The organism is Enterococcus sp. AZ128 (assembly GCF_051714485.1).
In the GTDB taxonomy this organism is placed as follows: domain Bacteria; phylum Bacillota; class Bacilli; order Lactobacillales; family Enterococcaceae; genus Enterococcus_A.
The window spans coordinates 221,625-245,805 of sequence record NZ_JBIORZ010000004.1; the positions used below are offsets into that span (position 1 = coordinate 221,625).

At 38.7% G+C, this 24,181-nt stretch carries 22 protein-coding genes; 10 read left to right on the forward strand and 12 right to left on the reverse strand.

Translation table 11 applies throughout. The annotated features are described in order from the left end of the window. Nucleotides 1–55: 55 nt before the first annotated feature. The 6 genes from IGI38_RS22305 (at nucleotide 56) to IGI38_RS22330 (ending at nucleotide 4,986) form a co-directional block, all read left to right on the forward strand. Nucleotides 56–628, forward strand: a complete 573-nt coding sequence (locus IGI38_RS22305; protein ID WP_438734089.1) for a hypothetical protein — start codon at nucleotides 56–58, stop codon at nucleotides 626–628. A 93-nt stretch (nucleotides 629–721) separates the two neighbouring features. Continuing rightward, nucleotides 722–1,975 carry a tyrosine-type recombinase/integrase gene (locus tag IGI38_RS22310; RefSeq protein ID WP_438734090.1) on the forward strand — a complete coding sequence of 418 codons (1,254 nt, stop codon included), beginning with the start codon at nucleotides 722–724 and terminating at the stop codon, nucleotides 1,973–1,975. A gap of 223 nt (nucleotides 1,976–2,198) precedes the next feature. Beyond that, nucleotides 2,199–2,762, forward strand: coding sequence for a hypothetical protein (locus tag IGI38_RS22315; protein WP_438734091.1), 564 nt, complete (start codon nucleotides 2,199–2,201; stop codon nucleotides 2,760–2,762). 63 nt (nucleotides 2,763–2,825) lie between these two features. Beyond that, nucleotides 2,826–3,950: a YecA family protein gene (locus IGI38_RS22320; RefSeq protein ID WP_438734092.1), complete on the forward strand. Its 1,125-nt coding sequence runs from the start codon at nucleotides 2,826–2,828 to the stop codon at nucleotides 3,948–3,950. Between the two features lie 444 nt (nucleotides 3,951–4,394). Continuing rightward, entirely contained in the window at nucleotides 4,395–4,670 is a 276-nt protein-coding gene (locus IGI38_RS22325; RefSeq protein WP_438734093.1) for a CD3324 family protein, read from the forward strand. Between the two features lie 163 nt (nucleotides 4,671–4,833). Next, nucleotides 4,834–4,986, forward strand: a complete 153-nt coding sequence (locus IGI38_RS22330) for a hypothetical protein (protein ID WP_438734094.1) — start codon at nucleotides 4,834–4,836, stop codon at nucleotides 4,984–4,986. Nucleotides 4,987–5,173: 187 nt separating this feature from the next. Here the strand turns inward: IGI38_RS22330 and IGI38_RS22335 are convergent, their stop codons facing one another. Beyond that, nucleotides 5,174–6,034, reverse strand: a complete 861-nt coding sequence (locus IGI38_RS22335; protein WP_438734096.1) for a VOC family protein — start codon at nucleotides 6,032–6,034, stop codon at nucleotides 5,174–5,176. Nucleotides 6,035–6,264: 230 nt separating this feature from the next. On the opposite strand from IGI38_RS22335, the gene IGI38_RS22340 reads away from it, so the two are divergent. Then, the gene (locus IGI38_RS22340; protein WP_438734098.1) at nucleotides 6,265–7,152 is read left to right on the forward strand and encodes a VOC family protein; all 888 of its coding nucleotides are present in this window, start codon (nucleotides 6,265–6,267) and stop codon (nucleotides 7,150–7,152) included. A gap of 308 nt (nucleotides 7,153–7,460) precedes the next feature. Further along, complete coding sequence (locus IGI38_RS22345) at nucleotides 7,461–8,084, forward strand: TetR/AcrR family transcriptional regulator (protein WP_438734100.1); 624 nt, start codon at nucleotides 7,461–7,463, stop codon at nucleotides 8,082–8,084. A 93-nt stretch (nucleotides 8,085–8,177) separates the two neighbouring features. Here the strand turns inward: IGI38_RS22345 and IGI38_RS22350 are convergent, their stop codons facing one another. The 8 genes from IGI38_RS22350 to IGI38_RS22385 form a co-directional block, all read right to left on the reverse strand. Further along, on the reverse strand, nucleotides 8,178–10,205 hold the full coding sequence (locus IGI38_RS22350) for a MucBP domain-containing protein (protein ID WP_438734101.1): 2,028 nt from the start codon (nucleotides 10,203–10,205) through the stop codon (nucleotides 8,178–8,180). Between the two features lie 19 nt (nucleotides 10,206–10,224). Continuing rightward, on the reverse strand, nucleotides 10,225–10,989 hold the full coding sequence (locus IGI38_RS22355; RefSeq protein ID WP_438734102.1) for a winged helix-turn-helix domain-containing protein: 765 nt from the start codon (nucleotides 10,987–10,989) through the stop codon (nucleotides 10,225–10,227). Nucleotides 10,990–11,457: 468 nt separating this feature from the next. Further along, on the reverse strand, nucleotides 11,458–11,760 hold the full coding sequence (locus IGI38_RS22360) for a hypothetical protein (protein ID WP_438734103.1): 303 nt from the start codon (nucleotides 11,758–11,760) through the stop codon (nucleotides 11,458–11,460). Nucleotides 11,761–11,984: 224 nt separating this feature from the next. Then, entirely contained in the window at nucleotides 11,985–12,692 is a 708-nt protein-coding gene (locus tag IGI38_RS22365; RefSeq protein WP_438734105.1) for a winged helix-turn-helix domain-containing protein, read from the reverse strand. A gap of 238 nt (nucleotides 12,693–12,930) precedes the next feature. Then, nucleotides 12,931–16,533, reverse strand: coding sequence for a WxL domain-containing protein (locus tag IGI38_RS22370; RefSeq protein ID WP_438734107.1), 3,603 nt, complete (start codon nucleotides 16,531–16,533; stop codon nucleotides 12,931–12,933). After that, nucleotides 16,523–16,876: an LPXTG cell wall anchor domain-containing protein gene (locus IGI38_RS22375; RefSeq protein WP_438734109.1), complete on the reverse strand. Its 354-nt coding sequence runs from the start codon at nucleotides 16,874–16,876 to the stop codon at nucleotides 16,523–16,525. Before IGI38_RS22375 ends, IGI38_RS22370 begins: the two co-directional genes overlap by 11 nt. Before the next feature lie 15 nt (nucleotides 16,877–16,891). Next, nucleotides 16,892–17,968, reverse strand: a complete 1,077-nt coding sequence (locus IGI38_RS22380) for a DUF916 and DUF3324 domain-containing protein (RefSeq protein WP_438734111.1) — start codon at nucleotides 17,966–17,968, stop codon at nucleotides 16,892–16,894. Nucleotides 17,969–18,018: 50 nt separating this feature from the next. Further along, nucleotides 18,019–18,708, reverse strand: a complete 690-nt coding sequence (locus tag IGI38_RS22385; RefSeq protein ID WP_438734113.1) for a WxL domain-containing protein — start codon at nucleotides 18,706–18,708, stop codon at nucleotides 18,019–18,021. A gap of 92 nt (nucleotides 18,709–18,800) precedes the next feature. Here IGI38_RS22385 and IGI38_RS22390 point away from each other — a divergent pair, with 92 nt between their 5' ends. Then, complete coding sequence (locus IGI38_RS22390) at nucleotides 18,801–19,748, forward strand: IS30 family transposase (protein ID WP_438725454.1); 948 nt, start codon at nucleotides 18,801–18,803, stop codon at nucleotides 19,746–19,748. Nucleotides 19,749–19,778: 30 nt separating this feature from the next. Here IGI38_RS22390 and IGI38_RS22395 read toward each other — a convergent pair whose 3' ends face one another. Continuing rightward, the gene (locus tag IGI38_RS22395) at nucleotides 19,779–20,486 is read right to left on the reverse strand and encodes a WxL domain-containing protein (RefSeq protein ID WP_438734115.1); all 708 of its coding nucleotides are present in this window, start codon (nucleotides 20,484–20,486) and stop codon (nucleotides 19,779–19,781) included. 398 nt (nucleotides 20,487–20,884) lie between these two features. Here IGI38_RS22395 and IGI38_RS22400 point away from each other — a divergent pair, with 398 nt between their 5' ends. Further along, nucleotides 20,885–22,330, forward strand: a complete 1,446-nt coding sequence (locus tag IGI38_RS22400) for a helix-turn-helix domain-containing protein (protein WP_438734116.1) — start codon at nucleotides 20,885–20,887, stop codon at nucleotides 22,328–22,330. Nucleotides 22,331–22,591: 261 nt separating this feature from the next. Here IGI38_RS22400 and IGI38_RS22405 read toward each other — a convergent pair whose 3' ends face one another. Next, complete coding sequence (locus IGI38_RS22405) at nucleotides 22,592–23,215, reverse strand: DUF975 family protein (RefSeq protein ID WP_438734118.1); 624 nt, start codon at nucleotides 23,213–23,215, stop codon at nucleotides 22,592–22,594. A 260-nt stretch (nucleotides 23,216–23,475) separates the two neighbouring features. Then, nucleotides 23,476–24,042 carry a helix-turn-helix domain-containing protein gene (locus tag IGI38_RS22410; RefSeq protein ID WP_438734120.1) on the reverse strand — a complete coding sequence of 189 codons (567 nt, stop codon included), beginning with the start codon at nucleotides 24,040–24,042 and terminating at the stop codon, nucleotides 23,476–23,478. Nucleotides 24,043–24,181: the final 139 nt, after the last annotated feature.

Consider the following 24,181-nt stretch of genomic DNA (forward strand, 5'->3'; position numbering starts at 1 on the left):
CCCTTTGGTCAATGGTCAATTTATTAAAATTAAATTAGAATAGGAATGAAAAAAAATGGATAAACGAGAATTTACTGATGGAGAACGCTCTACTATATGGGGAATTGAACAAGCAGAATTGGATAAACTACAAGAAGCTTGTATTCCCTATTGCTATAATCCAGAAACTCAACGAGCGATAGTATTATTTGATGGTCGTCGACGTTCTTCAACTGTCATTAAAATTTTTCAAGGGAATACTACGCCAAGACCTATTAGGTCAAAAAATGCAATATTTTCGTATCTAACACAGGGTAAAGAAATGAATGATGCAACAGAAATTGCCGAATTTTGGAACAATTTATCATATGGATTTGGTGTAACATGGCGCCGAATTACTTCTGAATACTTTCCAAGTGTAGAAATTGCCCGAATTATTTTAGAATTTAAATTTGATACTTTAAAAAAGTTGAATACTTATATTTTAAATGAACGCCCAGAGTTATTTTCAGAACTAACACAACGACATGTATATTATACAAAAATGATTAATGACTTTTCGAGTGTTGACCAATTAGGTGAGATTAATAAAAGTATCCAGGAAGGATTCTCTCAGTTAATCAAATCTAAGGAGAGTAATATTTGGTAATGAAACACTGACAAACAAATAAAAAGGTGCTAAAATTGTTTTATGATAGTTCTTTGATAATTTAGCGCCTTTCATTATGAAAGGATAATACTCATGAAAAAATACAAATGTGTTTACATCGATAAAAAAGAACGGATTTATTATAAAATAACACTTGGAAAAGACGAAGTCACACGTAAATCAATTCAGGTAAAATCTTATAAAAATGAGTTTGGAAAATCATTCAAAACGACTAAAGAAGCTTATGCTACTATGCTTGCCGTTAAAGCTGACTATATCAAAAATCACGGTTTGCGTGAAGATGAAAGCCAAACATTTTCTAACTTTATAGAGAATGTTTATGCGCCTTATTTTTCACGTTCAGTACAGGATAGCACTGCATACACAGCTAAGGCACATTTTCGACTAATGACTGATTATTTCGAGAATAAACCCTTGAATAAATTGACACGCCTTGATTGTTCTGATTTCCGAATGTACCTTTTGGATAAGTTCCCTGGTAAAGACCCTCGCCCAACAGCTTCAAACTATGCAGGTGCCGTATGGACTCGATTTAAAGCTGCTCTCACGTATGCTTATGAAATGAATATCATGAAAACCCACCCAGCTGCCGGAATAAGGACACCATCAAAAGAAAATATAAAGACCCCTTACTGGACTTTTTCAGAATTTAAAAAGGCAATAGAGGCTTTTAACCTATCAGACTTTCATGAGCAATGGCACACCACAATAATTTGGCTCTATTATTTTACAGGTCTTAGGGTTAATGAAGGAACAGCATTAAAATGGGAAGATGTTGATTTTGAAAAAGCTGAAATTAAAGTACATCAAACATTTTCTCAGGATAGTAAAGGACGTAAAGTTCTACATGAGCATACAAAAACAACAGCAGGTATGCGAACGATTGACCTTGATAAACAAACCGTTAAAGTTTTAAAACGTTGGGAGAGAGTTCAACCGAATAGCTCAAAGAAGGGTTATGTTATTGGAGAGAGTGGCAATGTCGCAGTAAGCAAATCAACTGTATCACGTTTGCTAAAATCAATCAGCAAAAAAACAGGTGTAAGTCATGTTACAGGGAAGAGTTTGAGAAAATCACATGCTTCGTATCTCATTAATGAGTTGAAGGAAACAAATGTTAAATATGTTCAACAAAGAATGGGGCATGAAAAGATTCAAACAACTCTTGATTACTATGCAGAATTTGATTCTAATATTGATGCTCGTAATGAAAAACGCAAGAACATGGAAAAACAGCTTAACCAAGCGGGTTTACAGCTTTTTGAAGAAGAATCAAAAATTGAAGAAAGTACCAAAAAAAGTACTAAAATACGATTGGTTGGCTAGAAAGCCCACTACTGAGCCATTCTATCCTGCAATGCAACAGTAGAGTGGGAATAAAAAAACTCACAAACTCAATGATGTATAAGTGGTTCTATACCATTGAATTGTTCCATTAGAATAGATTTAAGCAAATTTGGTAGCTCGTGTGACCACGTTTGAAACTACGAAGTCAGTCAGAAATGGCTGGCTTTTCATATAATAAAAAAGACAAAAAGGAAAACTTTCAATGGACAGAAATCAATTTGAAAACTACTGGAGTTACTATTTGAATTTAGAAAATATGTTTGCAAAAACCGAACAATACATATCCCACTCTGTAGCAAATCAAAAAGCTTATTCAAATGAATTCGCAAAAATTATACTGCTTTCTTGTTCCGAAATTGATTCATTATTAAAGATAGTATGTATACACTTAAATATTCCAAAAGATCGAAAATATTTCAATATGTCTTCATATGCAAAAGCTTTACTGAAAATATCATCTATTAAAAAAATAGCATTTTCAACTCTTCCAACAACCAGTAATAAAGAAAATGGTATTGTAGTATTTCCTTTCAAGGATTTAAATTCAAATAAAGAATACGCTGGATTATCTTGGTGGAGTGATTATCAAAAAATCAAGCATGATAGACATAAAAATGCTACTTTTGGAAATCTTCAAAATTCTGCACTCTCACTGGCAGCACACTACATCATTCTTCGAATTATGATTGATTTACTTGAAGAAAGAAGTGGCAAGGAATATGTTAAGGAACATAGTCATTCAAATTTTTGGATTCCTGTTATATAAATAATAAGAAAATCTTCAATGTATAATAAAAGTACATATCATTAGTATGAGAAGAGGTTAATCATGAATCCATATACGACTACACCTTTTGTATTTGCTCCCTATGAACCATGTCCTTGCGAAAGCGGAAAAAAATACAAGTTTTGTTGTTTTGCCAAAAGTAAAAATATTTCTAATAATAATCAGAACTATAATTCAAAAAGACTCAATTCAGAAGCCCATAAACATTTTAGAGATACCGATTTCAGAACATGCTTTGGATTTGATACTAATTGCAACCATGGCTATATAGGTGCTCATTCTTTGCAAAATAATGGCGTTTTAAATCTAATTGCCGATGAAAATCATGTCTATATGCTAGATATGAACTATCAAGAAAATTCTTTAACTCCAAAACTAGAATTTAGAAAGATTGGAAAAAAACAAGCAAGCGTCTTTAACGGTTTTTGTAAATATCATGACGAAGAATATTTCAAAATAATAGAAGATATCCCTTTTGAAGGAACTCCTGAACAAAACTATTGGTTCGCTTTTAGAGCCCATTGTTTTGAAGCCCACAGAAAATATAGACTTAGAAAAAGTTATTCTTCTTTTTTCAAAAAATCACCTGAAGCTACCAGAAACAAGCAAATATCGAATAATTACAGGGGAAATGAATTAACTATAAGAGATATGGAAATTGATTATGATCGATTTAAAAGTATTTTTGATTCTGGTGAATTTGATAAATTAGAAAGCTTTGTTAAAGTTCTACCTTTTAAGACTGCATTTACAGCTACAACAGCTATTGCTGTATGTGTTGATATTGAGGGGAAAGCCGCCGCAGATATTTATAATTATGATGAATCCGTTTTTGTTCCAAGCATCTACTTATCTATAATTCCAAAAGAAACTGAAACTATTATATTAGTTTCAAGATTTAAAGAGGATGAATGCTATGAGAATTTCATCAAATCCTTGAACTCTTGTAAAGAGGATAAAATGCTTTTTTCTTTCTTAACTTATTGTTTAGCGGAATATAGTGAAAACGTCTATTTCTCTCCTTTACTGATTGATAATATGTTGACTTTAGGCGAAAAAAATATGATTACAACAGCTTTTTTAGGAGCTATCAGTCCAAATCAAGAATTGAGGTTTAAAAGTATGGTCAACGCATTTGCATTAGATTTGTTTAAATACAAACTATAATAAGCCATTTTTATAAAGTAACGTTTCATTTGTAGTGTCGGAAAAAGGATTATACATTAATTCTTATAACACACTTTGCTGCTATTACTTTATATATAGATTTCCTTTTATTGTAAAAATAGATAAAATTGAATATTTCATTACTAACCTCGCTAAGAAATTTCCTTAGCCGGGAAATGTACTATTAAAGGAAACCTACCACATCATTTTAAACTAAGTCTTTTTTTAAATAGCTACTGATTTTAGACTGAAATGATTAGACGAGGAATAGAAACTGATTGAACTCGGCAATTACACTCAAAACCAATATGCTATACTAATCCTAGTACCAGAAAGGAGCATTATGATGGGGGTAATTATTATTAAAGCCTAGCAAAAGCTTGGCAGGAATGCTTGAAGAGCTTTTGCTGAATCCTAAATTTTATTTTATTAGGAGGCTAAAAGATGGCTTATCAAAACGCATTCGAACTTCTACCAGAGGAGATCGTAAAAGAGATCCAAAAATATGTTAATGGTACAATCCTTTATATTCCAAAGAAATCAAAGGAACGCTTGCCTTGGGGCAGCAAGACTGCTAGTAAAGAGATGCTTCGACAAAGGAACCAGCAAATCTATCAGGAGTATCAGTCGGGGAAAACTACTCGTGAACTCGCAGGCAGTTATTACATGGATATCAAAAGTATCCAACGTATCATTCGCACAATTAAAAAACAATGTTAAGAAAGAGTTTTTTTCAGGCTCTTTCTTTTTTTGTACAAAAAGTCGCTCCTCCATCTATGAATCGCTCCTTTATACTAATGATAGAACGATGAAAGGATTTGATTCACATGAAATTAATTGCTGACTGCTAACTGCATTTTTTTTGCTGAAAGGAGGAGCATTCATGACACAGCCTAAGGCGAAGCTGGAAGATTTTCTTCATCAGAAGAAAAAGAAAGCGTTCGAACACTCACAGCAACAATCCAAAAACAAAATGAAGGGCAAACAAAACGCCCATCCTGTACAAAACAGACGCGGACGGCCATTATCGAAATAATTGGCTTAAATTTGTCAGGGAGCTAGTCAGAAAAATTCTGATAGGCCTATTGAAAGTACACAGCATACGAAAAATAAGAACTTAGAAACTGTTTTATCACAGTGTCTAGGTTCTTATTGTTTGTTTTGCATTGGTTTATGAATAGTGTCTTCTTATTAGTCATCGCAAAAAAATCGCAATAGCGTTTCTATCTCTCAAACTTCATCGTGATTCCATTGGGATCAACTACCGTCAAACTACCATCCTCATTCTTTGTATACTCTATCTGGTTTCTCCAATGATTTTCCAAGCGGTCCAACTCTGCTTGGTTTGGCACAGAGAAACTAAAATAATCTAGCCCCAAATCGTTTTCCATCATCGCTGGAATATTCTTTCCCAACCAGACATTGGACCCGATATGATGATGGTAATCACCAGTGGCAAAGAATTTGGCTTGGTTTCCAAAATTATTTTTCAAGGACAATCCTAAAACTTCGGTAAAATACTTTTCTGTTGCTGTTAGATCCGCCACTTTTAAATGAACGTGGCCGACAGTCGTCCCTATCGGAAATCCTGTCCAGGTATTATCACCAGCAGCAATCACCGCTTCCGCATCCATCTCAAGAGTCACACCAACGATTTCACCATCGGAACGAATATCCCATTCGCTTTGCGGCTTATCAGCATACACTTCGATGCCATTGCCTTCTGGATCATTCAAATAGAGTGCCTCGCTATAGCCGTGATCACTGGCACCGATCAATGGAGCGTTAACCGTTAAATAATGCAGCAGTGTATTTCCTAAAGCTTTCCGACTTGGCAGTAAGAAAGCTACATGATACAAGCCCGTTCTAGGTGCCAGCGGCAAAGGATTCTGCACCTTATGCAATTCTAGCAATACAGTATCTCCAACTCCTAGAGTGCTATGAGATACATTTTGCTCTAAAACTTGCAGCCCGATTACTTCTTGATAAAATTTGGTCATTTTTTCTAAATTCGCTACTTTCAAAGCTACGCGTCCAATGTGAGCGGCAGCGTTTAATTGAAATGTTGGAATGATAACTGTCATGGTAAAAACCTCCTGAATGAATAATTCAACTGAATTGTCTTTATTCGATTACTTGAGATTACTTTATCATCTTACTATTTGTAAGTAAAATTCTCTGCTCAGTTATTACTAGATTTCAGATTTCATTTAATACCAACGTCAGTCTCTGCTTTTCTAAGTCACTTAACTTGCCTAACCCCCTCACTCCTTTTATACTTATAAAAAGTAAGCGAAAAAAAGAAGGTGCACCTATGTCAGCGTTTCATCATATTTCATTACTAACCAAAGATCGGCATGAAAATGTCCGATTTTATACAGAGGTTTTGGGTTTGCGTTTTGTTAAAAACACCGTCAATCAGGAAAATCATCGGATGCTTCATTATTACTATGGTGATTATCGAGGAGCTCCAGGCAGTGTCGTGACTTTTTTTATCGTTCCTCATTTGGGGCATCGGTATGACAACCAGCAGTTTATTTCTACGATCGGCCTGAAGCTGCCACAAAATAGTTTGGCTTTTTGGCGAGAACGTTTGGAGCAATATGGTGTTGCCTATTCCGTTAATAAACGGCAGCTGCGGTTCTTTGATGCAGATCAGGTGGCGGTTGTGTTGACTGAGACGGATTTGCCGCCATTAGGCTTGACGCATCAAGTTCAAAATGAGATTCCTGTTAAAAAGCAGATTTTAGGTTTAAATTCTAGTCAGATACATGTCAGTGATCCGCAAGCGACGAGCGAATTTTTTGAGTCTTTTCTTGGCTGGTCAACGATTGATCAGCGCATCCAATTGAATGATCATGACTTTCTCGAGATTCTGCCTACAGATTCTACTGAGCCGAGTCGCATGGGGCGAGGCAGTGTCGATCATATTGCTTTTGCGGTGGCTGATGAGGCGGAACTTACTGAGCTTTATCGCAGAGCGAAGCTGCAAGGTTGGGAGATTGAAAAAATGATTTCTCGCGGTTATTTTAAGAGCCTCTATATTCGCGAGCCTGGCGGAAATCGACTAGAATTTGCTACTCCTTCCCCTGGTTTTACGATCGATGAATCGTTAGAAAATTTGGGTGAACATTTTGTACTGCCGCCGTTTTTAGCTGACCAGCGAGCAGCGATTGAAGCGAATTTATATCCTGAAAATTGATGAAAAAATAGCCATACAAGGAGCAAGAAATGACGTGATTTCGTTCATTTCTTGCTCCTTTTTTTGATTGACACAGTTGTTTGATCAATGCTGCCACTCTCCCAAGTGAGCTTCGCATAAATGACTGTCATCGTCATTTAACAATCATTGACAATGCAAAAGTTTATTAGTATATATGGTAATAAATACATTTAGAACCTTGTATATGCAACATCAAATGCTAGATCGATATTGAAAAGACAGCATTTTATTGTTTAACTAAACATTTTTATAATAAAAAATTCCCGCGAAAAATTTCCAAGGAGGGCATGACTATAAAGAATACAAAAGAACGGATCTGGCAAGAGGCCTTAACGCTCTTTTCTGAACATGGTTTTGATGGTGTCTCAGTAAAAGAGATTGCGCATGCTGTAGGGATCAAAGATAGTTCGCTGTACAATCATTATGCGAGTAAACAAGAAATCTTTGATACTATTTTGATTGAAGTCTCTAAAATTTTAAAAAAGGCGAATGATTCTTATGCTTTTCCGTTAACCGTGAACACAGGAGACTTGTATACAGAGACGCCCATAGAAGAATTAACTAATATGTACGTGGATGCCTTTCGATTCTATTTATATGATGAAACGGCCTCTAAGTTTAGAAAACTGCTTATTTCTGAGCAATATGCACATCAGTATGTTGGCCATTTATACAACGAAATATTCTTCGATGTTCCCATGAAATACCTAACAGACTTATTTACTAAATTAATTCAACAAGGAACCTTCATCCAAACAGATCCTTACACCACTGCCATGCATTTTTATGCTCCGTTAAATTTTCTTATTCGGCGCTGCGATATCCGACCCGATTTAGAACAAGAAAATATCACCTATTTAGAAAACCATATCAAACAATTTAATCAAATTTATCGAATCCCTGCAAAATAAATAGAAAAATACAAAACAAAAAAAATCAGAAGAAGCGTCGACAGGTTCATCGAATCTTCTTCTGATCTCAACTACTTTAAAACCGAAAGCAACTTATCTATGGTTTGCTTTTTTCTTTTTTGAAACAACTAGATAGGCACCTAAACTGAACGTCAACGTAATCCCCGCAAGCGTCAATGCGTGAGAAAGTTTTGTCTCCTCACCAGTATTAGGAAGCGTCTTACTAGAGGTCGTTACGCCGTTGACCGTATGGATCGATTGTACGACTGTGTTGCTATTGTTAGTAGTCGTATCACCAGCTGCGAGCTTCTTCGTATAAATGTAGACTACTTCTTGAGCTTGAGCGGTGAACTTCCCAGTTGGATTTCCCTTCACTTCTTTGAAGGTATAGCCGTCGATCTCTTTTTGTTCAGTTTTGTAGTCTTCTCCCGCGTTGCCTGTTACTACGACATCATCGGAAAGGCTCTTGCCTTTTTCATCTTGATATTTCGCCGTCACTGTAGCTGCTGTGGCTGTCGATTTGGTGTAGACATACGTAACAGTCTGAGCTTGAGCAGTGTATGTTCCCGCTGCATTTCCCTGAACTTCTTTAAATGTGTAGCCAGCGATTTTCTTTTGTTCGGAGGTGTATTTTTCTCCGATTTTTCCTGACAGCGTTACTGTGTCAGCAATCTTTTGTCCGGTTTCATCCTGATAGTTTACCGTCACACTCGACATTTTAGCCGCATTTTTAGTATATACATAAATAACTGTTTGCGGTTGATCGGTAAATGGGCCGGTTGGCTCTCCTTGAACTTCTTTAAACGTATAGCCGTCAATGGCTTTTTGTTCAGAAACGTAATCTTGTCCGATAATTCCGGTTAATAGCTCATCGTCAGCGATGCTTTCGCCAGCTTCATCTTGATATTTCACCGTCACATCCGCCGCTGGTACTGGCGTTTTTTCGTATACATAAGTAACTGTTTGAGGCTGGTCGGTAAATGGGCCGGTTGGCTCTCCTTGAACCTCTTTAAATGTATAACCGTCAATAATCTTTTGTTCGGAAATATAATCATCGCCAATGTTTCCTGTCAATACCACATCATCATCGATGCTTTCACCAGCTTCATCATGGTATCTGACTGTTACATCCGCTGCTGGTTGGTATCTGACTATTGGAATCAACGCACTTAAGCTATACATTCCATAGGTTAAGGCTCTTGTATTGCGTGCATCCTTATTAGCCGCTAATGTAGGAAGTCTCGCAAATTCAACAAAAACATACGCAGCTTCTTCGGGAATTTCTTCAAAGACCATGCCTTCATCCGTATAATCCACATATGGATAATCGATTTCTTCCTTCGCTTCGTTTAGGAAACGTACCATGCCAGGTGACGAATGAGTAGCCGCCGATAGCAATGAATTTCCTGCAAAATCCATGAGCGTGTCCTGTGTATACAGAACTTCTCCCGTATGCCCCTGCTCCAGCATTAAATCTGGCAGCAACAATTGTTCTTCCGTCGTAAATTCCGCATACCAAATATCGTTCATGGCTTCCCCTTGGATGCCAATCGAAGAGAAATCAGCCATATCTTTAGAAAAGATTCGCAGGGAGTCTGTCGGATTTAAACGATGGATATATTCTCCCAGACCAACAAGTTCACTAGCCGGAACACCCGCGCCATATCTGCTGCCAATAACCAGCTGACTGACATCACCTGAATTTACCAGTTTCTTTAACACATTAGGCATCACGTAAACAAGTGACGCGCTTGCGACCTTGATCGTTGGAACATTTGTAGCAATGACATAGGTGCTGTCAAAGGTTAACAACTCACCCGCATACTCAAGCCCAGTAAAATCTACTACCGTATTTTCAGGAATATCCAGCGTATATTGATCAAACGTAAGCATGTCTAGATCCGCCATTTTTTCTTTCGTTATCTCTTCTGGACTGATCTCGCCTAGATAGTATGCTACGGCTTTTCTAAGATTAGGGTCCGGCATCCATGTCTCTACCGACTCGCTTCGTGCCGTACCGTTCGTCTCTTCAGCGTATGCACTTAGCGGCAGAACCAATCCTCCTAAAGCAACATTGCAGCAAAATACAAATACAACCAACTTCATACCTAACTTTTTCATCGTTTCGCTCCTTCAATTTCTACAATTTTTCCATCTCTTTTTCTTCATACTGATTTTCAATAGCACGACTTGCGATAACTACAAAATTTTTATCAAAATCATTGTTTCTTAAAAAAGCTAGAAATGGTGCTTTAAGGAAATAACCTTGTCCCCAGCTAGATCCCAGGCCATCCGTATCAATACCCGCAGCTGACATCTTGAGCTTCAACCGTTTCGCAATAGCCGATAGGTTCGAAAATCTAGCATGTGATGTCTCGGTTTTCCACATCTTCCGGCAAAGAATGTCTCTTGAAATAGTATTGCCGCCAGCTTCATATAGGAAAACTAATAGCTGCAATTCTCGTTTGGATAATTGATTGATAAGGTTCGAATAATTCTGAGAAGTGATACTCTCCGTTTTTACCTGTTGCGCTGATTTCGCAGTATGGAAACTAGCTCTCGCGATCTTATCGATAATTTCAGCGTCGCTATCCCCCGAGCCGATCCAATAATCAATCAATTGATCTAACCAAGCAAATTCAGTGTCCGCGATCTGCCGTTTATTTCCCATTCTGAAGATCGGAATACCGCAGCCTTCTATTTCTTTTATATATTGAGTCAATTCAACATTTGAAATAGTGTCGCAGATGATCACCAATGAAAAATATTGGATCACATGCGCAGATTCTTTTGCTTCGTAGAACAAGCTTGAGGAACAATAAAACTCCGCATTCACTCGCTGCAAAATATTCTCCAACTTAGGCTCAATAGTATGGTTTTTACTTAATAACAATACTTTTGTCATTTCTTGACTCCCCCTTTATTTTTTCAAAAACGCTAATATATCAGTACCAAAGAAGTCTTTCCCCTTTCGATGATTACAGACTCTCTGTTGGAGTGATTCTTTCTAATCCATGTGAAGTTTTTCGCCTCACTCATTTGTTCATTCGTATTTCAATCAAGTTTTATTTTCTTTTTATATTCAAATTAAATTTTAACTAATAAACAAACTAGCGACCACTAGTTTATTTATATATACTAGTTAATAATTGTTTTGTCAAGGTTATTTCCACTTGAAAATCACTTTATTATATAATGATACGCTTAAAAATAGCCCTGTTTTTATAATTTTGTTTTTTTAACTTGATTATTAAAGAAACATAACGAAGAATCCTCATTTAACTGTTATATCGCTGCCTGCCGTTTCTTTGCGCAGCCAAAAAAGGCTAACCTGACAATTATCAGGTTAGCCTTTTTCCAATCCTATGCCCTCTTAAAGCACATCAAAAACTTCAACACTTACTTCTTCATGTTTCTTCTCTGGCGAAAACCAAATAGCGTTCCACTTGGGCAGACTCCGCTCAAACGCTGTTCTCGCTTCATAGTCCTCTCGTGAATGGTAATAGATATCTAAAACGACATAGACATTTTCGCCCTCTGTTCTTTGGAACATCTCAATTTTACTATTGCTGACGGCTGATTGAAACTCCGGTTCCTTCGCTGACTGTGCGAACTTAGCCATTAATTCAGGCAAATCCGCTTTTTTGGTTTTATAGGTGAATACTACTTTGATCATGATTAATTTCCCGCTTCCTCTTGAGAAAAACGCCTCATTATTTCAGCGATTATCCCACGCAACCTAAAAAAAGAAAAGCGATATGCCAAGAGCACAAATCCTACATGCCTATTCAAACCATCTATCTAGATAAAAAAATTGAACATAAACGATCGATAAAACCAACCGTCAATGCCCAACCCCACTGTATGCTCATTTTTTTAGCGCGATATCAACGCCCCTGATTAGAATTTTGATTCTATTCTACTAACCCACCAATCAGAAACCTCTTGATTGACCCGATAGCCTTTTCCCCAGATCGTTCCGATACATTCTCTCTCAAAGCCGATTTGCTCAAATTTGCCCTTTAATTTACTAATCAGGAAAGACAGGTGGGACAGATTCGAGTTTGTCGCATCGCTTTCCCACAGCTTTTCACATATTTCGCTTCTTGAAACAGTCCGTTGCGGATCTTGGCACAAAATATCGATCAGCAGACGTTCCAATCTAGAAAAGTTCGGAACATCATGCATCGTTATCAGCTTTCTTTGCTGATTTCTGCGTCCATTATTTTCGACATCCTCAAAGTTCGTAAGCAGCTCTCGAACCTCACTTTTGGTTGTCTCTGAATGAATCCACCCCTTCAAGCCATAGGCGGACCATTCTTCGATTATTTCTTCTGTTGGAGCGAGAATGTCCTTTCTGATCACCGGCAAAGAATACGGATGAAGACTCTTTAATAGAAAGAACGCTTCTTTATCTGAAATCGTATCACTTAAAAGGACGATTTCAGTACAATCAATAATGCCTAGAATCCCAGGCTGAGTGGTGTCCTCTAATAACCTTTCCAATAGGTTGCTTGAACAGAAGACTTCAAAGTTCAAATGTTGAAGTTCATTTTGAAATTTCTGATCAACAAGGATATTTTTGGTTAAGAATAGAATTTTTTTCACTTAGGTGCTCTCCTTGTTTAGTTAATATAATATAAAATTCAAACAGCGAATGAGTATCACGTGGGCATCTATGTTTAACGCCACAACTTATTCTTTAGCGAAGCGTCCTTTCCGGTAATACACTGAAAAGGGAATGCTCCGCTCACTTCTTCAATTCTTAAAAAAGCAAACTACTATTCAGTTTTATATGTAGCCCTCTAGAATTAGAACGAATTCTAGAGGGCTGAAGCCTTGTTGATTACTTCGTAACGCCGGCTTCGACAGTCCACGTAATCGTAGACTGATACGTTTTCCCTGCTTTACCTTGTCCTTTTGGTACTTGTAATTTCACTTGGTTTTTCTTCCAAACGTAGGTGGACTCATTCTTAGAGTTTTCGCCATCACCCTTGAAAATAGAAGAAGGTGTTGAAGTCAACGCCACGTCACCATTTGAAGCTAGACCATTTGGATTCATCGCAGAAGCCGTTTTCTTGTTGTACATATCGCCACTTGGCAAGACCAGAGCCGCACCAGTTAACTGGTCAGCACCTGAAGCGAAGGCTGTCGCAGAAGCTTTTAATGTCCACCCAGTTGTCGCTGGTCGTTCATCCGCTACCTGCACCCATTGATCGCTTGTACCTTGTGCTTGGTATTCCATATCTTTCCATTGAACTTCCTTCGTTCCGATATCGAATGTTGATGGAACGTAGTCTAGTCGAAGTTCGCCGTGTTCTCCTGTACCCTCATTTTCCTTGTCGTTCGGGTCCGTTGTAGAAGGATCTCTTGGTTCAACTAAATTGGATAGTACAGTCAAATTCACATCCAGCTTCAAGTCAGCTGCTAATTGATTGCTAGCAGTTGCTCGCACAATGAAAGTGACAACATACGGTCCGCCGACTTTATTCGGAATAGACGCAATGTTTTCTACTTCAATAGTCAGATCTGTCAGGTCACCATTAATGATTGTTTGCGCACGGGCATCCATCGCGTTTTTCAAATAATCTTCATAGCTGGTTGAACCGACAGTAAAGCCTGAAACGTCGCTCCAACGAACCGTTAGATCATTCGCTTGAATCGCATTGATACTGTTCGCTTTATGGACGACCAGCTTCACATCTACAGGATCAGAATTATTTCCGCGGGTATCATCAATAATCACTTGTTCCGTGTATTCTTGAATATCCTGACCATTCGTGATCGTCGCTGGTCCGCCTGAAACGATACCATTGCCGCTATACGCGTAACCAAATTTGTCTTTGTCTGTCTCCAACGCGTTCGTATCTTCAACACTCGCAATAAAGTCTTTAATAGAAGGAACTGCATCGCCCTCTACTACATGGATCGTCCGACCTTTCCCTGTCGGTTTCGTCACATCTTTTACGATTGTTTCTAAATACTTGTCTGGATGACCGACATAGCTTACTTTGATCGTCTCTCCCCAATGGAACGGACGTGATAACGCACCTTTCCATTCGAAACTCCCATCTGCTTGGACAGTCACCTGTCTTTGGTCAGCTGGCAGTGAATCCAACGGTCCACCGGATAATTCGACCATTCCGCCTGGCGGCTCAGCCGTTCCAGTAACCTTATACTCTGTCTTCGTTTCATTGGTCAATTCATCAATTGACTTCACGTTGAAGACGATCGGGTCAACGACTAACCGTTGCGCTTTTGACGTATACTCTGAATTAAATTTGCTAACTGTCCCATTATCTACAAAACCATCTGCTAAATTCGTTGATTTCGAACTAATCGATGTATTGTTGTAGGTAATCTTCGTTTTGTCTAATGGGTGGAAACTATTGTCTGGTTTCGCATCGTCAAAGTTGCCATTATCCCATAGACGAATCCGATGGACGTAGCCATTAGCCGCAGGAATATTCATCGTGCCGTTCAATGAAAACAGTTGATCCTCTGTTGAACGAGTAAACCCGATATCAAAGGTTGCTTGATCCGCAATATTGATTGAAGATCCCGCAGTATTCATTTTTAAGAGCCCGTTTGTATTACCGCTGGCACTTTGTAATTTGAAGCTTGCGCTTTCAGCAAGATCTAAGCTGGATTGACCGCCAAAAGAAATCGCGTCGCCTACAGCCTTCGCTGGATCGTTGGTTGCACCCACGGTTAAGTCAAAGCTGGCATTTTTGCCAAGCTTGATCGAACCAGTCTTATCGAAATAGATCGGCGTCTCATCTTGACCGCTGACCGCAGTGGTTTCATCGACCATTCCAGTGAAGCTGGCGTTTTCACCTAATTCGATCGAGCTTCCAGCTACTTCCATTTGAAGAACTGTCGCATGATCTTTTCTCGGCGCCCCATTATGAATCTCTACTTCAGTATTATCGCCAAAATAAATACTATTGCTTCGACCTAACAGTGATGCAGGCCGCTGACTATCGGGCCATGTATTCGCGTCACTTGCAAGATTCGAAACCAGTGAGATACTTCCGGGAGCATAATCATTTACAGACCACGCACCGCTTTTTGATGGCGTCTTTAAATTGCTCATTGTGATTTTGGTAGCCGCGCCATCCTCTGTGTAGAAATTTCCACGAGGGTAAAAAACAAAATTGGCACCTAGACGACCATTATCCATCGCAATCGTAGAGCCGGCTTTAACATAGATTTCACCAACAGCGACATTGGCACTTCCGCCAGTATAGCGTTTGTCTATGGTAATATTGGCTCCATCGATTGGAGAAACATAAGACTCTGTCGGAGAACTTTCCATCGATGTAGCCCCTGAAATGATCAGTCGTCCTCTAGAACCTTCAAATGCTTGAGCACCATATTGCGTATAATTATGAGCGGTTATCACGTTTCCTGAATTGGCATTGTATAAATCCGCAACGCCCCATTCATTCCCGTTGTAAACAGTCACATTCTGAAATACGACATCCCAATCATTATTATTGAAATAAACCGTTAGCTCGCGGAAATCAATCGTTTTATTGTTTCCGTTAATGACCAGCTTTTTATCGCTGCGATTCGTCCGAGCCTGTATAACACCACTTCCGCTTGTATTGTCTGACATTTTGAAACTATCTGTAATATTGATATAGGTAATTTCTGTTTTGTTGTTATTGTTGCCAGCATTTCCTACCGCAGTACCAATCGATAATGCATCATCCCATTCTGCACGGGAGCCTACATCGAAGTAGCTGACATTATCAAATTGACCATCTGTTACTTGAGGAACAGGCAGCGTTCTCGTTGTTGGAGCGCCAAGGTTTAATGCTGCTCTTGTCGCACGTTTTTCTGAAGTTTCTTTCTCTTCAGAGCTGTCTGTTGTTTTTTCTTCATCCGCTTCTTTTTCTGCTGCGGATGATTCTTCTGTTTCTTTTGTACTTTCTGTTTCTTCTGCTTCGGCAGTTTCCGCTTCAGCCCCTTTATCAATTTGCAAAGCGGCTGTTTTACCAACTGCTTGATCATTCACCACGTGAACGCCTTCCATTTCCGTTTGCTCTGATAGCTTATCAAACGCAACATCAAGCGCCAATGTTTGGCTCAGACCCTTTTGCAAATCAACCTCTAACACATTCGCCTGTTGATCAAACGAAATCAAATCTGATCCTTGCTGATTCTTCTCTTCCGAATACGTAACACCTGCTGGAAGTTCGATCTGCAAGCGGTCCTTCTGGATAGCCTGCCCCTCCAACTCAACTGGTGCATAGTCAATCTTTAACGAAAGATGGTCAGTATTGGTGTCGATCGATACATTAGACTTGCCGTCTACCGTTAACTGTACCTGCGGATCGACAGCGTCTAGATCATTCTCGACTGCCGCTACACTACCAGAAGGAAGGACAACATTCAGCACCAATACCAAACTAGCAACCAAGCTAGAAATTTTATGCTTCATTCGTTTCTTCCCCCTCTCTCCGTCTTTTTAATACGAAAAATAGTATCCCTAATACAAGAACGATTCCCGAAAGAAATAGTTTGCTGCTTAACAGCTCACCTGTTTTCGGCAATACTTTTCCTAAAACAGTGGAGCTAGAGCCGCCACCGGTTCTAGGAATACTAGTAGTGTTCGAGCCACCCGCTTCGTCGTCTTTTGGTTCCTCAGCTTCGTCTCCCCAACCAGACAGCTGGATCGTCGTTTCTGATTCCGCATTAGATGCTGAAGCGTGTGCCGGAACAGGAGAAGCTGCTAAAAGAAACCCCAGTAAAGCTAAACATACGATTACTGAAAAACGTTTCATCGCTTTATCTTCCTCCTATTGTTTCGTCGTTTTTTCCTTCTTCTTACGAAAGAGAACCACAAGTAATAAAATTACCAATAATGCGATGACCGCGATCAAGACATAGAGCAGATAATTCGGCTCAGGTTCTGGATCATTGATGGCTTCTTCATTTAATTTATTGGCTTCTTCTCTTGTAATCGTGAAATCCTTTGTCCATTCCCAAGTCTTCTTCTCCCACTTCGAATCAGTGGTCGTCGCTTTCAAGTGAAGGGTGTAATCTCCCGCTTTTAATGGTTCCTTCCCTAAGAAAAAGGGAACGTTGAAATTGGAATTAGGAGCCATTTTACGGTCTTTTAACTGTCCAGTAAGCACAGCATTGCTGCTGCCCTTTTTCGTGACTTCACCAGTGAAATTCAAGTTTGAAATAATCGCCGGCTGGTCGTTTTGGACAGTGGCATTGATAACCTTCTGATAGTTATTCAAATCAGGAAAGACCTTTAACAGATTCATGTTTGGGGTAGCAATTTCATTATGAACGGTTAATTTTACAGCCATCGCATAAGCAAAACGATTCTCAATATTAATGCCTGTCTTTTTCTTTTCCTCTTTTTTTGTATCAGACGAAGCCTCGTCCTCTTTTTCAAAATACCAAGACCCTAAAATGACACCCTCTGGCGCATCCTGCGGAACATTTATAGTCATCGTGACAACTTTTTTCTCTCCTGGTGAAAGTGTCTCTGTGCCTTCCCCTTCAATTTCCGCAATATCAGAAAAAGGAATCTTCAGGCTTTTGTCCGTTTTTTCCTTCGCTAAAGGCGAAGAGTAATTGATCTCACCATTGGCATTCGTATAGGTCGTATAATCACCCATCTTAATCTTCATATCAGAAGAACCATGATTGGTCACTTCTGCTTGAATCTTAATCTCCTCCCCAGGAGTTGCCTTCAAATCATAAAATGAACTAGACTCATCCACTTGGGGACTTGTCGGTGCTACTTTAGCGACACTATAGCCAGCACTTTCGCCTTCCTCTTCCGCATGCACTGCAAGAGATGGGCTCACCGCAAGAATAAGCGCTAAAGTAAAAAAAAGTTGTCTCAAACGTTTCACAAATGCTCTTCCTTTCCAACTACTATAATAACGATTGCTTTCCTAACTTTTTATGGCGCAGCTGTAACAGTCCAAGTGATTGTTGAAGTGAATGTTCCAACAGCCGCTGTTCCTGGAGCTACAGTCAATGATGCAGGGTTTGCTTCTGCAACGTTGCTTGTTGTATTTGCTTTACCAACTAGATCATCTTTTTTCACTGTTTCTAATACAGTAGTAGCTGATCCAACAGGGATATTTGCAGCAGTTGCTAAGATTGTATCGTCAGCGATTGCATCTGCAGTCGCAGTATTTCCTTGTGTTGTATTCGCAATACTGTTACGAACGACACCTTTTGGCAATGCCAAAGATGAACCTGTTAATTGTTTTGAACCGTTTGTGAATTCAGTACGGCTTGCAATAACAGACCAGCCGTTTGTTCCAGCGTCACGATTATCACGAACTTCAAGATAGTTCGTTACGATTTCTGTATCATTGTAAGTTCCGCCTGCTTGGTTTACTTCATGCGAACCAAAGTTGAATTCTGGAACAACTTTCAAGATCAGTGGACCTACTTCTGGAGTTGGATTTACTGGATCTGGATTTTCTTTAATTGGATCTGTTGGATCACTCGGATCGCCGCCACCTGTGTTTTGAGTGAAGTCAACTGTACCTGTTGAATCTGCCGCGTATGCTGATGAAACGCCTCCTAAAAGCATTGTGCCCATCATTAAACCTGCAACCATTAATTTTGTCTTTTTCATAAGCTGAATTGTAATATTAATCGCAACAAAGAACCCATCAAAAATTTCTAGTAAAATGAGTTTAGGATAACAAACTACTAGGAGTGATTTTGATGGGTTCACACAAAAAGCTTACACGAGATAATCGAAAATGTATAGAGACGATGATTTATGATGCCAAGAGTATTCAAGAAATAGCGGACAGAATTGGTGTTAGCCGAACAACGATTGATCGTGAGTTGAAACGAGTACCCGAAGATTTGATCTATAATGCCGACAATGCGCAATTAGATGCGGAAATGAAGCGCAGTGCCTGTGGTGCGAAGTCCAAATGGACTTCTGAATTCGCTTATCAGATTGAATGTGATCTTGAAGACAGCTGGTCCCCTGAACAAATTGCGAATGATCGTCAAATAGTTTCATTCAAAACCATTTACAATTGGCTCTATGCCGGTATTCTTAATGTGTCTAAACAGTGTCTGAGACATAAAGGCAGAAGACAAGAAAAACAAGAAGAGGCACGAGGCAAAATGACTGTAGGGCATACCATTGATGAACGCCCAGCTTCTGTGTCAACTCGAGAAGAATTTGGACATTGGGAGTTGGACACAGTTGTTTCTAGCAGAGGGGAAAGCAAAGCCTGCGAAGCAACGTTTATTGAACGGAAAACACGCTTTTATTGGGCGATCTCAATGAGGGATCGTACCGCGAAGTCAATGGCACAAGCGATTAAAGCTTTTGTGCAAGACCTAGGGAGTCACAAGGCATTTTTAAGCTTTACGGTCGACCGTGGGAAAGAGTTTTCTTGCTGGAAAGAAATTGAGAAAGATTTAGACGTACCTATGTATTTTTGTGATCCATACTCCCCATGGCAACGCGGATCTAACGAAAATGGGAATGGTTTATTTAGAGAATTCTTCCCTAAGGGAACTGATTTTTCAAAGGTACCCCCTACGGAGAAACAGGAAGCATTACGCAAGATAAATATGCGTCCTAAAAAAACATTGAACTGGAAAAATTGTTGGGAAGTCTTTCAAGAAGAAATGTTGCAATTAATTTGACAATTCAGCATAATAAAATAATTCTCCTTTTTAGTTAGTTGGACCGCCATCTGTTAGGATCCAATAGATTTTGTTTGAATATTCGCCCTCTCTAGCTGTATCTTTTGGGATGTTGAGAGATACACTTTGAGACTGCCAAGAATTTGTTGATGTTGATTTCCCCGCCTTTTTCGTCGTGTCGCTCGGCGCACTGAAAATGACCTTTTCTTCGTTACTTACTTCGACACCGTAAGTGGTCAAATCAGCCGCGAGCTCAGTCGAGCCGGCACTGTTGTTCCGATTCCTCGCTTCTCCTACTGGAAGAGTCAAGGTCGCACCCTTTAATTCATACTTCGTTTTTTCATCTCGCAAATAACCATCTTGCCGAACCTTCAATGTCCACCCATACGTATCCGCATCCCGATTATCCGTCACCTGCAAATACTGCGCGTGATCAGCGACACCCTCCGCTTTATACTCATGAGCCGCGTGATACATCTTTTGTGTCCCAAAATAGAAGCCTTTCGGCGCTACATCCAAGGATAAGGGACCTTTCTCATTAGTAGGTGGATTATTAGGATCTTCAGGCTCCTGCGGTTTCGATGGATCTAAAGGATTCTTGGGATCTGTAGGTGAACCATTTTCTACTAGATTGATCTCCCCATCCGAGTTCACAGCCGCATATCCCAAAGCATTAAAACTGACACTCATTCCAACAAGCCCTACAAAGAAAATCTTTCTGAACATCCTCTTTTTCATTCACTTCACCTCCTTAATCCGCTCATAATTCTTCTATTAGAGAAAAGCTACGTATTCTCTTGGTTTAATCATTTAAAGATTAATTAAATTATAAAAGAATTATTTTGCTTGTTTTTTTAATATATTAGTTACGGAATTAGTGTAACAACAAAGAGATATTTTTGTAAATATTTGTTTTTGAATTAATTTAAGTGCATTTTCACTAAAACTTAACAATAGGATTAACTACAAAACATTGATTTAATCGTGTTTTCCCGCAAAAATACTCATTTTGAAAAAATATTTTATTATTTTTTAACCTTTTTATAGTTAAAAAACGGAAATATTATTTTAAATAATAAAGTGATTTGTTAGTATGAATTAAGCTGGAAAATAATTAATTTATGAAGGAGAAATAAATGGAATCAATACTATTAAGTGATGAATCAAAGAAAAAATTGGAAATTTTTTTAGAATTGAACAAGTTAGACGATGGCATATATTCCATAAGCAGTATTATTAAGCTGCTGCGCTTTTCTAAAAATACTGTTTATCATTTGTTGGAAAACATCTCCGTAGATTTAGATACGCTTTTTGGCTACAAATTATTTGATGAAAACGGAAAAATTATTTGGAGCAAAAAAGCCTACGATACGAATCGGTATAATCAATTTCTATTACGTCAATCACTCCCGTACAATTTCATTTTATTTGTCCTGCTGAACCCTGATAAAACATTAGTCGATTTTTGCACGACCTCCTTTACCAGTACATCTACCATTCGAAGAACGCTGCAGCCTTTTTTAACTTTTCTAAAAAAATTTGATATAAAAATAAATTTATCTTCTATGAAACTAGAAGGAAATGAGTATGAGGTCCGGATGCTCTTTCACACTATCCTTTGGTCATGCTCGTTAGGACAAGGAATCCTGGAGGTTCAAGAGGAGCGGCAGAAGGAAGAGGAACTATTGAAGAAAATAGGCTTCTTCGATTGCCCTTATATTAATAATGACGATATATTGACGATCCTGTTAGTCGCGAAACTCAGAATCCAGAACAACTTTTCTGTAAAGAGTCCGCCTGCGATAAATGATTTCGTTCCTGCTGAAGTCACGAGCGCATTAACGGATTATTTGGCTGATTTCATTCCTTCGACTTGCTCGCTAGATGCGGAGGTGAAGAGTTTAGTCTTTCAGATTTATTTTTCAAACCTTTATTTTCACAACGATGATATTCGAGTAAAGGATATCTATCAGCACTATCTCGAAAAAAAGAAAGTCATCAAATTTATTCCTACCATCGATAAATTATTCGGTAGAGTCGATTTGACGATTGGTTCGAATACGCTGCTTCCTTTAGTGAATACGCTCTCGCTTTTTTTGAGTTTTTCCCTCAACCACAGGCCATTGCCTTGGATGAATGAATTCTCAAATTATGAAGTGCTGTTTCCAACGATCACGCCGCAGAAAATCGCTCCAGTAGAAGCTTTTTTCTCAAGGGTCGCCACTAAAAAGGAATTGGGTTGGCTTTCCAAGTATCCCTATGATTTTCTAAATTATATTTATTATATTTTCGAACCTTACATGGCACAGCGAGCACTAAAAATCAAAGTCGCGATCGTTCCCATCCCGAATCATCGAATCGTATCCGAATTATGTGATTTCTTAGCCATGTTTTCATTCGTCGATAGTTGCTTTAGGGATCAATCCGATCCAGAAGTCGATCTATACATTAGTACCTTCGAATCTTTAATTCCAGACAATACTTCGAATTTCTTTTTGGTCGATACGAATGAGATCTCACTGGAATCAAAAAACGAACTGTTCGCTTCTATATATAAACTCTATATGGAAAGAACCTCCTAATATAACTAGCCATCTGCATAAGGATAAAATGTAAAAATAAGCGAACCGCTTACGCCTACGATTCGCTTATTTTTGCACTCTATTCCGTTCGCATTCTTTTAGGTTGGCATAGAAAAAGAAGCTAGTTAGACCCAATCGTCTAGCTAGCTCCTTCCATTTCCCAAACTTTTTCACACTTAATACATATAATTATATCACTTAATCATTTTTTGTTAACTCTTCATAAAATGCTGATCTTGTTACTTGAATATACGGTGTTAATCATAAATACCCTAAACCTAACGTCACGATAGCAAGGATATGCCATCCAATAAAGGAAAGATCTAATAAGAACAATTTTCCTTTATAGCCGTTCATCATCTTCCGACTAGCAGTAATCGTCTCTAAGGCATTGCGCCCTTCCTTCTCATCCAAGATACTATCATAATAAATATAGTAGCTTTGAGAATAAGAGTACGCTTTTACGATACCCGGAATAATTAGCAGAATTGCCCACAACCCGCTAAATAAATTGACAAGCACAGCTAAGATCGCAACAGTGACCAACGTTTTCCCATTAAACGCCCGCAACGCATCCTTCAATGGCTGGATGTCATCCCGAGTTCCTCTGATTAAATCAAGATAAGTCCATGATATTCCACTCGTAAATAGAGCACTCGCTATAATAGAAAATAAACTGCTGAATGAACTATAATTGCTTCCACCAGTCACATAATAACCACTATTCATCGCTGCAATGACTTGAGAGACAACGATCGGTACAGTAAATACCAAAGCAAACCCAACAATGATCAGGGTCGGTATGACATTTAATAGTACTGCTTTTCCCCATCTTCCTCGCAAAATCATTCTAGCTTCTTGTTTCAACTCTTGTGATGTTTTCATTTTTTCACCTCCGTGATTTATTATAACTATTCAGGTGATATTTTTCAATAACAAATCACAATAAACAAAACATCGTTGCCGAGCTATTTAACATTGTTTAAAATTACGTTTTATAATATTATTTAATTTGTTCATTCTGTTGTTTTTATTCATTTTCATGAAAATATTACGCTTTAGAAATCATTCTTATTACTATTGTTCAATAATTAAAAAAGACATCACGAGTTTCCTGTAAACAAACTCGCAATGCCTTTCTATTTTTAATTGCCAAAAAAGATCATCAATTCGATCGCAACGAATACTAGAATCAATAGTACAACTCCTAATGGATTATACGGATTGATCGCCCAGCCGACACCAAAGGATTTCGGGATCACTAGAGGCGCCTGCAGCCCTTTGATCGTATCCTCTTTCGGTATGACAAAAAAGTAGCGCAGAATCGAAAAGAGAAAAACGATCCCTACGATCACCATCGGCAATAATCGCTGATTCGCCAATTCAGGTATCCGGCTCGCCATAAAAGCAATAAGAACCGTCAGCAGCAACATCACGACAAACACACCATCAAACAGTTTTCTCCGCTTGGCTCGTTTTACCATCTCTGCATCTTTTTTCATTTTATCCATTAACCGTTCATCACCCTTCAACAATTCGTCTAAAGAGATCTGGTAATAATCACTAATCGAAAGAATCATCGGAATGTCTGGAAAATTCCGTCCAACCTCCCAGTTCGAGACCGTCTGCCGTGATACATGCAGGTGATCGGCCACCTCCTGTTGTGTCCATCCCAATGATAGTCGTCGCGCTTTTAATTTTTCTCCTAGCAATTGCCCGTCCCCCTAAATCCAAACTACTCGTTGAAACAATCTGATACAAGCAAGGTACCAAAGCATCGCAAAAAAGACAAGCTCGAATTACAAGCATCGTTGGTATACCAACGATCTTGGAACATAAGCATCCGTACCG

Excerpts from the sequence above, each read along its gene's own strand:
- IGI38_RS22305 (WP_438734089.1), top strand. The coding sequence starts at position 56 with ATGGATAAACGAGAATTTACTGATGGAGAACGCTCTACTATATGGGGA.
- IGI38_RS22310 (WP_438734090.1), top strand. The coding sequence starts at position 722 with ATGAAAAAATACAAATGTGTTTACATCGATAAAAAAGAACGGATTTAT.
- IGI38_RS22315 (WP_438734091.1), top strand. The coding sequence starts at position 2,199 with ATGGACAGAAATCAATTTGAAAACTACTGGAGTTACTATTTGAATTTA.
- IGI38_RS22320 (WP_438734092.1), top strand. The coding sequence starts at position 2,826 with ATGAATCCATATACGACTACACCTTTTGTATTTGCTCCCTATGAACCA.
- IGI38_RS22325 (WP_438734093.1), top strand. The coding sequence starts at position 4,395 with ATGGCTTATCAAAACGCATTCGAACTTCTACCAGAGGAGATCGTAAAA.
- IGI38_RS22330 (WP_438734094.1), top strand. The coding sequence starts at position 4,834 with ATGACACAGCCTAAGGCGAAGCTGGAAGATTTTCTTCATCAGAAGAAA.
- IGI38_RS22335 (WP_438734096.1), bottom strand. The coding sequence starts at position 6,034 with ATGACAGTTATCATTCCAACATTTCAATTAAACGCTGCCGCTCACATT.
- IGI38_RS22340 (WP_438734098.1), top strand. The coding sequence starts at position 6,265 with ATGTCAGCGTTTCATCATATTTCATTACTAACCAAAGATCGGCATGAA.
- IGI38_RS22345 (WP_438734100.1), top strand. The coding sequence starts at position 7,461 with ATGACTATAAAGAATACAAAAGAACGGATCTGGCAAGAGGCCTTAACG.
- IGI38_RS22350 (WP_438734101.1), bottom strand. The coding sequence starts at position 10,205 with ATGAAAAAGTTAGGTATGAAGTTGGTTGTATTTGTATTTTGCTGCAAT.
- IGI38_RS22355 (WP_438734102.1), bottom strand. The coding sequence starts at position 10,989 with ATGACAAAAGTATTGTTATTAAGTAAAAACCATACTATTGAGCCTAAG.
- IGI38_RS22360 (WP_438734103.1), bottom strand. The coding sequence starts at position 11,760 with ATGATCAAAGTAGTATTCACCTATAAAACCAAAAAAGCGGATTTGCCT.
- IGI38_RS22370 (WP_438734107.1), bottom strand. The coding sequence starts at position 16,533 with ATGAAGCATAAAATTTCTAGCTTGGTTGCTAGTTTGGTATTGGTGCTG.
- IGI38_RS22375 (WP_438734109.1), bottom strand. The coding sequence starts at position 16,876 with ATGAAACGTTTTTCAGTAATCGTATGTTTAGCTTTACTGGGGTTTCTT.
- IGI38_RS22385 (WP_438734113.1), bottom strand. The coding sequence starts at position 18,708 with ATGAAAAAGACAAAATTAATGGTTGCAGGTTTAATGATGGGCACAATG.
- IGI38_RS22390 (WP_438725454.1), top strand. The coding sequence starts at position 18,801 with ATGGGTTCACACAAAAAGCTTACACGAGATAATCGAAAATGTATAGAG.
- IGI38_RS22395 (WP_438734115.1), bottom strand. The coding sequence starts at position 20,486 with ATGAAAAAGAGGATGTTCAGAAAGATTTTCTTTGTAGGGCTTGTTGGA.
- IGI38_RS22400 (WP_438734116.1), top strand. The coding sequence starts at position 20,885 with ATGGAATCAATACTATTAAGTGATGAATCAAAGAAAAAATTGGAAATT.
- IGI38_RS22405 (WP_438734118.1), bottom strand. The coding sequence starts at position 23,215 with ATGAAAACATCACAAGAGTTGAAACAAGAAGCTAGAATGATTTTGCGA.